Below are 13698 nucleotides of genomic sequence, written 5' to 3'. Positions count from 1 at the left end.
AACGTAAATCTAAGCATTTTTGATGAGTAATTGTGCCGCTTTTTGACTGGCTCCTTGTCCACCTAACTTCTGTTTTAATAGCGTATAGTCCTTTAAAATCCTCTCTCGTTCCGGCCCATCTAGAATTTTGGTGAGCTCGTTTCTGAGGTTAGTGGTGGTTAAGTCATCTTGAATCAATTCTTTGACCACTTCCTTGTCCATGATTAGATTGACCAATGATATATAGTCCAAAGTAATAATGCGTTTGGCGATTTGGTATGAAATCCAATTCCCTTTGTAGCACACTACTTGGGGAACATTAAAAAGAGCAGTTTCTAAAGTTGCCGTGCCGCTGGTTACCAGTGCAGCGTGAGCATATGTAAGGAGGGCATAGGTTTGGTTGGATACAAATCCTACGGTGTTTCCTTCCTTAAAGGTGGCGTAGAACTCATCAGATAAACTGGGAGCCCCAGCGATTACAAATTGATACTCGGAATACTTTTTTTGAACCGAAAGCATGATAGATAGCATCTTTTGAACTTCCTGTTTCCGACTTCCTGGTAACAAAGCAATGATGGGTTTATTGCTATCTAGATTATTATTTCTTCTAAAGACGGCTTCGTCTTGGATTGAAGTATTTGCGATGGCATCAATCAAAGGGTGTCCGACAAAATCGACGGGATATCCATGCTTTTTTTCATAAAAATCCTTTTCAAAAGGAAGAATGACATACATATGGTCAATGTCTCTTTTGATTTTTTTGATTCTGTCTTCGCGTGATGCCCATATTTGCGGGGAAATGTAATAATTAGTGGAAAATCCCTGGCTTTTGGCCCATTTGGCAATCCTGAGATTAAATCCGGAAAAATCAATAAAGACAACCAAATCTGGATTAAACCGCTGTATGTCTTCTTTGCAAAATCGAATGTTTTTAAAGATGGTCGGGATATTTTTGATGACCTCCAAAAATCCCATAAAGGCCATATCCTTGTAATGTTTGGCCAACTCGCCACCTGCGCTACGCATCAAATCCCCGCCCCAACAACGAATTTGTGCAGAGGTATCCTGCTCTTTAAGGGCTTTGATGAGGTTGGAACCATGCAGGTCTCCGGAGGCTTCGCCAGCAATTATATAGTACTTCATTACAAAGAGGATTCAGTATCAGCCTGTTAATTTATAATATAGGATTATCAAAGCGGTTAGCAATGTGGCAATCATAACACCCCTTGCACGGTAATCCCGTTTTAGCCGTAGGAAACCGAAAAACGCAACAAGATTTAAAATGGCTCCCAACGCCAATAAACTGCCAATATGTCCTTGCTCCACGGCAGCGCTGTAGGTTTCTATAATTCCCAAGTCCGAAAACAACAAAATATACAAAAGGGTTCCTATGGTGTTTGCAATAATTCCTAACACAAAACCTATGATAATTTCTTTTTTACGATTCATTTAAACTCCAATTATTAATTTGTGGAATTATGTGATGCGCGGTGAGATCAAACTGGGTAGGAACCACGGAAACGTATCCATTTGCCAAGGCCCACTCATCAGTATCCTCACCCTTGTCCAATAGTTCAAACTCCCCTGTAAGCCAATAGTAATCCTTTCCGGTTGGGCTTGTTCTTTTATCAAATTTTTCTTTCCAGTTGGCCCTCGCCTGCCTACAGACCTTTATTCCTTTGGGTTCGATATCTGATTTGGGAATGTTTACATTGAGAACGGTTCCTTTCGGAATGCCATAGCTCAGGGCTTGGGATACAATTTTTTTGACAGCCCTCAAAGCCGGTTCAAAATTGGCGTCCCAAGAATAATCGCATAGTGAAAAACCTATGGCGGGAACTCCTTCAATACCCGCTTCAATGGCTGCGCTCATGGTCCCAGAATAGATTACGTTGATAGACGAATTGGAACCATGGTTGATTCCACTCACACAAATATCCGGTTTACGGTCCAAGATTTCCTGAAGGGCCAGTTTTACGCAATCAGCTGGTGTTCCGCTACAACTATATTCGGCTGGAGCGCCCTGTTCGGTATCAATCACAACCTTTTTAGAATACAAGGTATTGTCAATGGTAATTGCATGCCCCATACCACTTTGTGGGCTGTCGGGGGCGACCACAATGACATCCCCAATATCCTTCATGGTTTTTATCAAGGCACGTAGACCGGGAGCCGTTATTCCATCATCATTTGTCACTAAAATGAGCGGTTTATCCATTTTATATAATTAACGGTCCAAAAATACGTTTTCATAGGGATATGAAGACGAGCTCGTTTAACAAAAAATTATACGGGGTCTTCCCTTCTGGCATGGTTTTTTCAGTATCTTAGGGAATTCATAGAAAAAGAAAAAAGATTAATGTAACGCGGATTTGGTGAGGTAAGCCCATCGTATTTGCACCCAACAAATACCACTTTTATGAAAAAGAATTTCACGCTGGCATTTTTAGTGATTCTGGTAGCTGTAGCATCGTGCAGCTTTACAAATAAATCTTTCGAAAACGATGACAAGGATAAGTTGTTGTTGGATTTGATTACTTATGTGCTGGAAAAGGGGCATTATGAGCCCAAAAACCTTAATGATAGTTTTTCTTCCAATGTCTTTGATGATTTCATTGATATTCTTGACCCGACTAAGCGTTATTTCTTGGCAAGTGACCTTAGGGAATTTGAAAAGTACCGGTTCATGATTGATGACGAAATCAAGAATACCGATATCACTTTCTTCAACATTGTGTACCAACGACTCATGAAGCGGATGGGAGAAGCTGAAGAGATTTACAAAGATGTTTTGGAAACTCCTTTTGACTATAGCAAGCAGGAAACCATCAACATAGACTACAAAGATCAGGAGTTCGCCGCCAGTAAGAAGCAACTACGTGAAAGGTGGAGGCAACAACTTAAGTACAATACCTTAGGGGTGTATGATAACAAGCTTAATGAGAATGAGGATAACTTGTCTGAATCTGAGTTGGAAGCTGAGGCAAGAAAAACTACGGAAAATACCTTAAGTGAATTCTTTGACTTTGTCAATGATTTAGAGCGTAAGGATTGGTTTGTTCAATACATCAACACCATAGTGGATGAGTTTGACCCTCATACCTATTATTTCGCACCCGATGATAAAGAAAGGTTTGATATAGGTATGTCCGGTAAGTTTGAAGGTATTGGTGCCAGATTACAGAAAAAACCAGAAGGAGCTAAAGTTGTTGAAATCATTTCTGGAGGTCCTGTTTGGAGAGAACAAAGCCTCGAGGTAGGTGATGAAATACTAAAAGTAGGACAAGATGGTGAAGAACCAACGGATATTGTGGGTATGCGTTTGGATGATGCCATTAAACTTATAAAAGGCCCTAAAGGTTCCATTGTGGATTTGACCGTGCGTCGAGTTGATGGAACAATTGAAGAGGTTTCCATAACCAGAGATGTGGTTATGCTTGAAGAATCCTATGCTAAATCCGCCACAGTCAAAGAAGAAGGCAATAAGTATGGATTGATTAATCTTCCTAAGTTTTATGTGGATTTTGAGGATTACACAGAAAGAAACGCGGCCACCGACGTAGCCAAAGAAGTGGAACGACTTAAAGAGGAAGGTGTTGAAGGAATTATCCTTGATTTAAGGGACAATGGTGGAGGTTCTTTGAAAACCGTTGTGGATATGGCGGGTCTGTTCATTAAAGATGGACCTATTGTGCAAGTAAGATCATCCGGTCAACGCAAAGAAGTTCATGAGGATAAGGATGAAAGAATCCAGTGGGATGGTCCATTGGTAATATTGGTTAATGAACTGTCCGCATCAGCTTCGGAAATCTTGGCAGCCGCTATGCAGGATTATAAAAGAGCAGTTGTAATTGGTAGTAAGCAGACTTTTGGTAAGGGAACCGTTCAAAATGTGATTCCACTTGATAACATTGTGCGAAGTAATGAGCACGGAAATTTGGGAGCCATAAAATTGACTACTCAAAAATTTTATAGAATCAACGGAGGTTCAACTCAATTGGAAGGGGTTAAGAGTGATATTGTCGTTCCAGACCGATACAGCTATATTGATTTGGGCGAGAGAGACCAGGAAAACCCATTGGAATGGGATAGGATTTCAGCAGCGGATTATGAGGCTTGGGATGGTTACATTGATTTTGAGACCACCATTGCCAATAGCAAAAAAAGAATGTCTGAAAATCCGTATATAGAATTGATTGAAGAAAATGCCAAATGGCTGAAAGAACAGCAAGATGAAACCACAGTTTCGTTGAATTATGACGCTTATAAGCAGCGTGAGGAAAAAGCGAAGAAAAAATCCGAGCAATTCAAAAGCTTGAGAGATTACGATTCTGAGCTGACCTTTGAATCATTAAAATACGAGACTGAGTTGTTTACCCAAGATTCAGTGCTTCGTGAAAAACGTAACCGTTGGCACAAGAATTTGGCAAAAGACATTTATGTAGAGGAGGCCATCAATGTTCTGAAAGACTTAAAGTTGAATAATATCAAGGGCGCTGAGCGAAGACTTGCCAGCGTTAAAGGATAAAATTCTATCTTCTATGAGTTTAAAAACCGACCTAAGGAGGTCGGTTTTTTGTTTGCCAATCATTTCATTTTGCTACTTTGCGGTTTATGAGCAGAAGAACGGTATATACACTTCTACTAATTATCTGTATTGTAGGTTTCTGGCTTTTTGAGAACTTTTATACTCCTGATACATATTCAGTAAAGGACAAATCAAAGAAGGAAGAAAAAATTGACAATATCCTCTACCCTAGCTCCACCTATGGCAATATTGTGAGTCATGAATATTACACATTTTCTTACAGTGAGCCCCATGAACAAGCAGAATGGGTTGCCTATTCGCTCAAAAGAGAACATCTTACCAATGATGACAGAAGGAGGCCTTATTTTATTGAAGACCCGGAAGTAAAATCCAAATCTGCTGATTGGCGTAATTACAGAGGCTCGGGGTACGACAGAGGACATTTGGTTCCTGCAGGGGATCGTAGGTTTTCGGAACAAGCGTATAATGAAACATTTTATACAAGTAATATAAGTCCCCAGGACAGAGACTTCAATGCAGGAATTTGGAATAGATTGGAACAGCAAGTGCGATATTGGTGCAAGAAGTATGGTGATTTGGTGGTAATCACCGGAGGGATTCTGGAAAGGGGACTTGAGGAAATAGGGGAGGAAGATGTCGATGTGCCTCGATATTTTTATAAAATCATATATCGGGAAACTGCAGATGGAGTTGAAATAATCTCATTTGTTATGCCCAATCAAGAGAGCGATTTACCCTTACAGGATTTTGTGGTTACCTTGGATGAAATAGAACGGCAAACTAATATTGATTTCTTTTATGAGCAACCTAAGGACTGGCAGAATCAATTGGAATCTAGAGTAGAACTTTCCAATTGGAAGTTCTAAATGCCGTCACGAAGTCTATTAGAATCCAGTTTCAGAAAGATAAACAATAACAAGGTAAAGAACATTAGCCCTGACCCACCATAGCTGAAAAAAGGTAGCGGTACTCCAATGGTGGGTAGAAGGCCGATTACCATTCCAATATTGATGAAATAGTGCATCAGCAGAATTGATATTACCCCATAACCATACATGCGATAAAAATCATTTTTCTGTCTTTCTGCCACATAAATCAACCTAAGAAAGAAGAGCGAAAATAGTATAATCACGGTCGTTGTTCCCATGAAACCCCATTCTTCACCCACAGAGCTAAAAATATAGTCCGTATGTTGTTCCGGTACAAAATCTCCTTTAGTGCGCGTGCCTTCCAAAAACCCTTTTCCAAAAAAACCACCTGATTCAATTGCTTTTTCAGATTGATAGGTATTGTAACCTATGGTTTTTCGGATTTCCTCCAGCTTGTTTTCATCTTTTTCCAAGCTCAACCATAGGGCGAATCGATCTCTGTGCCGCTGTTCGAATATGTTTTCATACACAAAATTCACCGAAAGTGAAAAGAGTATGGCAACAACCAGCGCAATGCTAAGAGGCAGTATTGGAATTTTGGTCGATTTCTTTTTAAAGAGAAACGTAAGAACGGTTAAAGTTCCTAAACCAATACCAATCCAAACGGTACCAAACATAAGCGTAGTAGCAAAAAGCACTACAACAATTATTAAAATGCCTAAGTAGTAAAGTGGAAATCCTTCCCTGAACAGTACAAAGAAAAGTGAGAAATAAATCAAAGCACTCCCAGGATCGGGCTGCGGTAAGATTAGCAGTGCTGGCAAAAGGATGATAAGAACCGCATAGAGTTGGTGTTTTCTGTTTCTGATATCGGTTTGAATATCGCTCAAGTATTTCGCCAATGCCAATGCTGTGGTTACTTTGGCAAGTTCAGAGGGTTGCAGGTTGAAAAAGCCCAAATCGTACCATGAGGTAGCACCAGCTATGGTTTTTCCAAAAAGAAAAAGTCCGATTAAAAGAACCAAAGATGAAATGTAAAAGATAGAAGCAAAGCGTTCAAAAAAGCTGGTTTCCACGAACAGAACGAAAACAATTACCCCTAAAGAGAGTAAGATGAAGAACAATTGCTTTCCATAGAGCGTGGAAAAGTCAAAAATGGAAGCTTCTGGATTGGTCAACGTGGTGGAATAGATATTGATCCAACCTATAAAGACCAAAAAGGCGTACAAAAAAACGGTAATCCAATCTATCCTCTTAACCAGTCCTCTACCAGACATACTCGTTTATCTTGAAAGGTTCCCCACTATACGGTTTGGCGTATTCGTGTTCCAAGGTTTTCTCCAACATTCTTTTTTCCAAATCCTTTCGGGTAATTTCTCCCTTCACATATTTTTCAATTAATAGGGAAGCAATATGTCCTGCATATCGCGCTCCATAATATCCATTTTCGATATAAACTGCTAGCGCGATTTTAGGGTTCTCCACGGGAGCAAAAGCTACAAAAACGGAGTGGTCTGTCAATTGCATTCGTTCACCATTGATGCGGACAAAGTTTTCGACGGTTCCCGTTTTTCCCGCAATTTCTATTCCTGGAATTTGAACCCAACGTGCTGTTCCATATTTGTATACATTGGCCATACCTTCAACTACGGGTTCAAAATGCTTCCTGTCAATGGTGGTATATCTGGGTTCGGTAAATCTGGGATTAATAGATCCACTATTACCTACACTCTTAATGATATGCGGGGTGAAGAAATAGCCGCGGTTGGCTATGGCGGCCGTCATATTGGCCAATTGCAATGGCGTGGCAGCGACCTCACCTTGGCCAATTGAATTGGAAATGATGAAGGATGATGCCCATCTATTATCTCCATATGCTCTATCATAATAAGCTCTGTCTGGAATACGCCCAGGACGGCCTGTAGGCAAATCGGTGCCCAGATAACCTCCCAAACCGAAGCTTTTCATATGCTTTACCCAAACATCCATCCCTTCATCTGTGGTTGGATACTTGTCATAAATTTTCCTGAATGTACCAGCAAAATAGGCATTACAGGATTGATAAATTCCAGAATTCATATCTCGCATGCCACCACCACAGTGACAGCCTCTTTTCGTACCGCCCACATAAAACCCATTGTAGCACCTAAATTTGGTAGAAGGGTCAATTACACCTTCCTGTAAGGCGACTAAGGCGTTCAAGGTTTTGAATGGTGATCCAGGTGATGGTTCCGCCAAAATGGAACGGTCCCACGTAGGCTTGGAAATGGTGTCGTAGTGAAGTTTAGTGTAATTTCTGGAACGTTCTCTTCCAACCAGGAGTGCTGGGTCATAGGTAGGTCCGGAAATCATGGCCAAAATTTCACCACTTTTAGGTTCCAATGCCACTATGCCCCCTCTTTTACCATGCATCAAACGTTCACCATATTCCTGCAATGTTTTATCGAGGGTAATCCTAATTTCCTTTCCTTGCTGGGGAAGTGTATCCAGTTTACCTGCTTTATATGGACCTATATCTCTATTAAAACGGTCTTTTTGAATATATTTTACTCCTTTACGCCCTCTTAGCGTTTCTTCATATTGTTTCTCAATTCCAGTTCGTCCCTTCAGTTCCCCTGCTACATAGTATGGATTGTTCTGAAGGTCCCTTTCGTTTACTTCACTAATGTATCCTAAAACATTGGCAGCACTATTGGTAGCGTAGTATCGCAGAGATCTCTTTTGGATATAGAACCCTTCAAAATGCCGCATTTTTTCTTGCAGGCCTGCATAGTCTTCCTTGGAAAGCTGAGGTACAAGAACAGAAGGAAGCCTTGGAGAATATGTTCTTGCCTTTTTCATCTTGGAGATGAACGCCTCTTTGTCAATGCCCAATAAACGGCAAAACTCCAAAGTGTCCAAGGGTTGAACTTCTCTTGGAATGACCATCACATCATAAGCAGGCTGATTCCCTACAAGGAGCTCTCCATTGCGGTCATATACATATCCTCTTTCCGGATAATCATAAATCGCTTTTATTGCCGGGTCTTCAAGGGTTTGATCTGGAGAAAAACTAAAAAGCTGCAGATAGGACAAGCGGCTTATGAAAACAAAACCAACGATGATGACTACAGAAGAAAGTAATAGTTTTTTCATATGTCAGACCTAATAAATAACCCTATATTTTTCTAACGAAATTATGCTGGGTTTATTCGCTTTTGGGGCTAAAAAGTGAACTAAACATGGCACATAGGAAAAATGTGACCAAGCTAGTGGTAACAAATTTCTTCAAAATTAAGAGGATATGCGATAAACTTAAAATTTCTAGCGAAAAGAATATTAAATGATGTGCCAGTACCAAGAAACCCAAAAAGGTAAGTCGTTGAACCTTCGTGGTATTCTTAAAACTAAAGTTTTGAAATTCATAGTTGACCCCAAAACAGAATCGCATAATTAGTGGTCTAATAAAAGCGGCAGTCAAAGTGGCGAATGTGTGCAGTGCTAGGGTGTCCGAAAAAATGTCAATAATTAGACCCAACAAAAAAGCTGTAACAAGAAAAACGGCTCTATTGCCCTTTATGGGGAACCAGTATAGAAAGATCACATAGACCATCGGATTGATGGAATCCAGAAAATTAAGGGTATTGAAAATCAGTACCTGTGTAAGAACAAGTAGTACAAACCGTAGAATATTTAAGAAAACAGCGTTATTCATCTGTAGTCAGTTGCTCTAATTCCTTGATTTCTCTTCTGTTTTTATTTTTGATTAGATAAACATTCTTGACATTGGCCATGTCATTAAATAGTTCAACATCAATATTATAGAAACTCTTTGAAGCATTTAAATCATACTTTTTGATTACTCCAATAGGGATGTTTTCAGGAAAAATACTGGACATGGCACCGGTAACAATGGTGTCTCCTACTACTAAAGGAACAAGTCTTGGGATATCCACCAACTGCACTACATCGTAATCACGGGCATCCCAGACCAAAGACCCGAAATAGTCCGTGTTTTTTATTTTGGCATTGATGTTTGATTTAGTGTTCAGTACACTTTGTACAGTCGAAAAGTTGGATGAGATATTTTCTACGATGCCCAGAATACCACGAGTGGTTATCACCCCCATATCTTGTTCTATCCCGGAATTTCTGCCTTTGCTGATGGTCAAATAATTTCTAGGCGACGAAAAACTGTTTTTGATGACCTTGGCATTGGTAACCGTATACTCCAGTTGGGTAGTATCCAAAGTCTGCTGGATTTCATCAGGTGAGTTGAAAAGCAACCTCCTTAAACGTTCATTCTCTTGGACCAATTTTGAATTTTCTTCCCTAAGGGAAAAATAACCGGATACACTCTCCGCACTTCCATACACTTTTCCGGTAATCCATTTTGAAGAGTTAAAAAACCTCGATTGATGGTAGGAATGTGAACGAATAGTAAGTATCAACGCAATCAAAGCCAAGAAACCATAGAGGAACGAATTTCTATAGTTGAGTATAAAATTGATGATGCGCTGCATGCAATCGTTGGGTTAGAATAGTTGTGGAAGTGTATTTCTCCCACGTAAAGTTCAATACGGGTCTATTTTATAAGAATGCTTTTGTACCGCTCCAAATTTTTCAATGCTATACCTGTACCTCTAACAACAGCCCGTAAAGGATCCTCTGCAATATAAACGGGCAAATCGGTTTTTTGAGAGAGTCTTCTGTCTAAACCTCTCAGCATCGAGCCACCTCCAGCTAAGTAAATCCCGGTGTTGTAAATATCTGCTGCCAACTCAGGTGGGGTTTGTGATAGAGTCTCCATTACAGCATCTTCTACACGGAGAATACTTTTGTCCAATGCTTTGGCTATCTCACGGTATGAAACTTGTACTTGTTTGGGTTTTCCAGTCAACAAATCCCTTCCTTGAATGGATTTATCATCTGGTGGGGATTTTAAATCCTCTGTAGCGGAGCCAATTTCGATTTTAATAGCTTCGGCAGTACTTTCACCAACATAAAGGTTGTGCTGGGTACGCATGTAATAGATGATATCATTGGTAAAAACATCACCCGCAATTTTCACTGATTTATCACATACAATACCACCCAGTGCGATAACCGCAATTTCTGTAGTACCGCCCCCTATGTCAACTATCATGTTTCCCTTGGGCTGCATAATGTCCAAACCAATACCAATAGCTGCCGCCATTGGCTCGTGAATAAGGTATACTTCTTTGCCATTCACCCGTTCAGCGGATTCGCGAACTGCACGCATTTCCACTTCTGTGATACCAGACGGAATACAAATAACCATACGCAAGGCAGGTGGGAACCATTTTTTCTTTAACGCCGGAATGTTTTTGATGAACATATTGATCATCTTTTCAGAGGCATCGAAGTCGGCTATTACCCCGTCTTTCAAGGGTCGGATGGTCTTGATATTTTCATGGGTTTTACCCTGCATCATATTGGCCTCTCGCCCCACAGCAATTATTTTGCCCGAAACTCGGTCTCGAGCAACAATGGAGGGGCTGTCTACTACAACTTTATCTAAATGAATGATAAGGGTATTTGCAGTACCAAGGTCAATAGCAATCTCCTCGGTCATGAAATCAAAAAATCCCATAAAAGGCTTTGGTTTTTTGGATTAACGGTAAATTTTATCGGCTAATGTACTAAAATTAATGCTTAAAATGTCGTGTGCCGGTCATAACCATGGCCATGTCATTTTCGTTGCAAAAATCGATGCTCAACTGGTCTTTGATTGAACCTCCAGGTTGTATAACGCTTCGTATTCCAGCTTCGTGTGCAATCTCTACACAATCTGGAAATGGAAAGAAGGCGTCACTGGCCATAACGGCCCCATTTAAATCGAAATTGAAGGAATTTGCCTTATTTATGGCTTGATTCAGCGCATCTACCCTTGAGGTTTGCCCGGTTCCGCTAGCACAAAGTTGCTTGTTTTTAGCCAATACTATAGTGTTGCTTTTTGTATGTTTACAAAGCTTGGAAGCGAACAATAGGTCTTCAATTTCTTGTGCACTTGCTTTTTTGTTGGTAACTGCTTCCAGGTCATTTTCAACATCTGTTTTAAAATCTTTTTCCTGAACCAAAGCTCCATTAAGGCAAGTTCGAACCAAGGTTTCAGGAAGATTAGTTTCTTTTTGAATCAAAATGATTCGATTTTTCTTGCCCTTAAGGATTTCCAAGGCATCGCCAGAATAACTAGGAGCGATGACCACTTCGCAGAAAAGCTGATGGATTTCTTCAGCCGTTTCCAAATCGATTTCGGTATTGGCAATCAAAATTCCTCCAAAAGCCGAAACAGGGTCCCCTGCAAGTGCATCCACATAAGCCTGTTTGATTGTACTTCTGGTAGCTAAACCACAGGCATTATTATGCTTGAGGATGGCAAATGTGGCGTCGTCATTCTTGAATTCTTCCATAAGATTGACAGCCGCATCTACATCCAGAAGATTGTTGTAAGAGAGTTCTTTGCCATGCAATTTGTCAAACATCGCCTCAAAATCTCCAAAGAAGAAACCTTTTTGGTGCGGATTCTCACCATAACGAAGCACTTTGCCCTTGGTTTCGCTTATTTTTAAGGTGGCCACTTCATGATTTTTGTTGAAGTAGTTGAAAATTGCCGAATCATAATGGGAGGAAACATTAAATGCCTTGGTGGCGTATCGTTTTCTGTCTTCCAAAGATGTGGTGCCATTTCCTTCCGTAATCACATTCAAAAAGTCTTCATAATCTTCCATTGAAGATACACAGAGTACATCTTTGTAATTTTTGGCCGCGGCTCGAATCAAAGAAATCCCTCCGATGTCTATCTTTTCAATGATATCTTGTTCAGATGCACCACTAGCTACGGTTTTTTCAAAAGGATAGAGGTCTACAATGACAATATCCAATTGCGGAATGTCGAATTCTTCCATTTGGGCCACATCCCCTTCATGGTCCTGTCTGTTAAGAATACCACCAAAGACCTTTGGATGTAATGTTTTTACCCTGCCACCTAAAATAGAGGGATAGCTTGTTACATCTTCAACAGGGACTACGGGAATTCCCAATTCTTTGATGAATTTCTCGGTGCCTCCGGTAGAGTAGAGTGTCACGCCAAGTTCATGCAGTTTTTTAACAATAGGTTCCAAGCCGTCCTTGTGAAATACTGAAACTAAGGCGCTTGATGCTTTTTTGGAAGTGCTCATGTGGTGTCTTAAAAATCAATTTCTTAAGCTCACAAAAGTAAATTTTTTGTTATGAAAATCAGAGCGCGTTTATCAACAAAAAGAGGGTAGTTTTAAAGAATTTGAGCTACTTGCTCATTTACATATTCCAAAAAACGCTCATCTTCTTCTGAAAAGGGGTATGGTGTGTTGGAATCTATGTCGATTTGACCAATATTTTCCCCATCCTTGAACAACGGAATAACAATTTCTGACTTTACCGTAATGCTACATGCGATGTAGTTATCCTGAGCCGCAACATCTGGCACCACAAAATTCTCATTGCTCACTGCCACTTGTCCGCAAATTCCTTTTCCAAAGGGGATAATGGTATGGTCCGTAGGTTCACCCACGTAGGGCCCTAGTTTTAGTTCTTCTTTATCTCCATTTTTAAAATAAAATCCAACCCAATCATAGTGCTCGATTTCCTTTTTTAAAAGGTCACAAACAGATAGAAGACGGTTCTCTACGGATTCTTCCTGAGAGAGAATTTTTGTCACTTGCGGTTTTAAGGCTTCAAACATGGTGTTTTGCTTGTGTTTAGAGTCCAGAATAGTCGTGCAAAAATCGAAAAAATTTCAAAGACGGTTCCATAAAGTTTGGTTAAGCTTTAATCCTAGGTTGAAGCAAAATTGTGATATTTTGTATTTTTGCGATGTGAAAAAGGTTTTGCAACAGGGTTGTTCAGTAGTTATGGCCGTGCTGGTGCTACTTTCCACAATTTCGTGGAGCGTGGATAAACACTTGTGCATGGGGCGTGTAATGGATATATCTTTTTTCTCCCATGCCGATGATTGTGGTATGGAGGTAGCACTTTCTTTGTTGGATGAAGATATCGAAAAACCAGGTTGTTGCGATGATGAATCTTTTGTTTTAACAGGCCAGGACGACCTTAAACTCACATGGTCGGATTTTGACTTGGAGCAACAGCATTTCCTTTTTGCCTTTTCCACCTCGTATCTCGATTTATTTGTTCCTCTTGAAGAACTACCGGTTCCTCACTTGGAATATCCACCTCCCATTCTGGTTAGGGACATTCATGTTCTGGACCAAGTCTTTTTAATATGATGCATTGAATCGAAATGAATAGCCTTGACTTCAA

General features: G+C 40.3%; 12 protein-coding genes. 3 read left to right on the top strand and 9 right to left on the bottom strand.

Translation table 11 applies throughout. The annotated features are described in order from the left end of the window. Window positions 1-9: 9 nt before the first annotated feature. The 3 genes from lpxB to surE are packed head-to-tail and all read right to left on the bottom strand — an operon-like array spanning window position 10 to window position 2197. The gene (gene lpxB, locus CLV81_RS01700) at window positions 10-1122 is read right to left on the bottom strand and encodes a lipid-A-disaccharide synthase (protein WP_106143336.1); all 1113 of its coding nucleotides are present in this window, start codon (window positions 1120-1122) and stop codon (window positions 10-12) included. An 18-nt stretch (window positions 1123-1140) separates the two neighbouring features. Next, window positions 1141-1428 (bottom strand): hypothetical protein, encoded by a 288-nt coding sequence (locus CLV81_RS01695; protein WP_106143335.1) that lies wholly within the window; start codon window positions 1426-1428, stop codon window positions 1141-1143. After that, on the bottom strand, window positions 1418-2197 hold the full coding sequence (gene surE, locus CLV81_RS01690) for a 5'/3'-nucleotidase SurE (protein WP_106143334.1): 780 nt from the start codon (window positions 2195-2197) through the stop codon (window positions 1418-1420). Before surE ends, CLV81_RS01695 begins: the two co-directional genes overlap by 11 nt. A 201-nt stretch (window positions 2198-2398) precedes the next feature. Here surE and CLV81_RS01685 point away from each other — a divergent pair, with 201 nt between their 5' ends. Beyond that, window positions 2399-4507: a carboxy terminal-processing peptidase gene (locus CLV81_RS01685; protein WP_106143333.1), complete on the top strand. Its 2109-nt coding sequence runs from the start codon at window positions 2399-2401 to the stop codon at window positions 4505-4507. Between the two features lie 86 nt (window positions 4508-4593). Then, a complete protein-coding gene (locus tag CLV81_RS01680) occupies window positions 4594-5394 on the top strand; it encodes a DNA/RNA non-specific endonuclease (protein ID WP_106143332.1) in 801 nt (266 codons plus the stop codon). Here the strand turns inward: CLV81_RS01680 and rodA are convergent. From rodA to CLV81_RS01645, 6 genes are all read right to left on the bottom strand, one after another. Then, window positions 5391-6674 carry a rod shape-determining protein RodA gene (rodA, locus tag CLV81_RS01675; RefSeq protein WP_106143331.1) on the bottom strand — a complete coding sequence of 428 codons (1284 nt, stop codon included), beginning with the start codon at window positions 6672-6674 and terminating at the stop codon, window positions 5391-5393. The two genes, CLV81_RS01680 and rodA, sit on opposite strands and share 4 nt — an antisense overlap. Continuing rightward, on the bottom strand, window positions 6664-8532 hold the full coding sequence (locus tag CLV81_RS01670) for a peptidoglycan D,D-transpeptidase FtsI family protein (RefSeq protein WP_106143330.1): 1869 nt from the start codon (window positions 8530-8532) through the stop codon (window positions 6664-6666). Before CLV81_RS01670 ends, rodA begins: the two co-directional genes overlap by 11 nt. Before the next feature lie 551 nt (window positions 8533-9083). Continuing rightward, window positions 9084-9899, bottom strand: a complete 816-nt coding sequence (gene mreC / locus CLV81_RS01660; RefSeq protein WP_106143328.1) for a rod shape-determining protein MreC — start codon at window positions 9897-9899, stop codon at window positions 9084-9086. A 62-nt stretch (window positions 9900-9961) separates the two neighbouring features. Then, window positions 9962-10990 (bottom strand): rod shape-determining protein, encoded by a 1029-nt coding sequence (locus CLV81_RS01655; RefSeq protein ID WP_036380166.1) that lies wholly within the window; start codon window positions 10988-10990, stop codon window positions 9962-9964. A gap of 55 nt (window positions 10991-11045) precedes the next feature. Next, on the bottom strand, window positions 11046-12578 hold the full coding sequence (gene purH / locus CLV81_RS01650) for a bifunctional phosphoribosylaminoimidazolecarboxamide formyltransferase/IMP cyclohydrolase (protein ID WP_106143327.1): 1533 nt from the start codon (window positions 12576-12578) through the stop codon (window positions 11046-11048). A gap of 92 nt (window positions 12579-12670) precedes the next feature. After that, entirely contained in the window at window positions 12671-13120 is a 450-nt protein-coding gene (locus CLV81_RS01645; protein ID WP_106143326.1) for a GAF domain-containing protein, read from the bottom strand. A 133-nt stretch (window positions 13121-13253) separates the two neighbouring features. Between CLV81_RS01645 and CLV81_RS01640 the strand changes: the two genes are divergently transcribed. Next, window positions 13254-13664 carry an HYC_CC_PP family protein gene (locus CLV81_RS01640; RefSeq protein ID WP_245911894.1) on the top strand — a complete coding sequence of 137 codons (411 nt, stop codon included), beginning with the start codon at window positions 13254-13256 and terminating at the stop codon, window positions 13662-13664. Window positions 13665-13698: the final 34 nt, after the last annotated feature.

Source organism: Flagellimonas meridianipacifica, assembly GCF_003001695.1.
Lineage (GTDB): Bacteria > Bacteroidota > Bacteroidia > Flavobacteriales > Flavobacteriaceae > Flagellimonas > Flagellimonas meridianipacifica.
The sequence above is the reverse complement of the archived record's forward strand: the minus strand, read 5'-3'. Positions and strand labels throughout refer to the sequence as shown.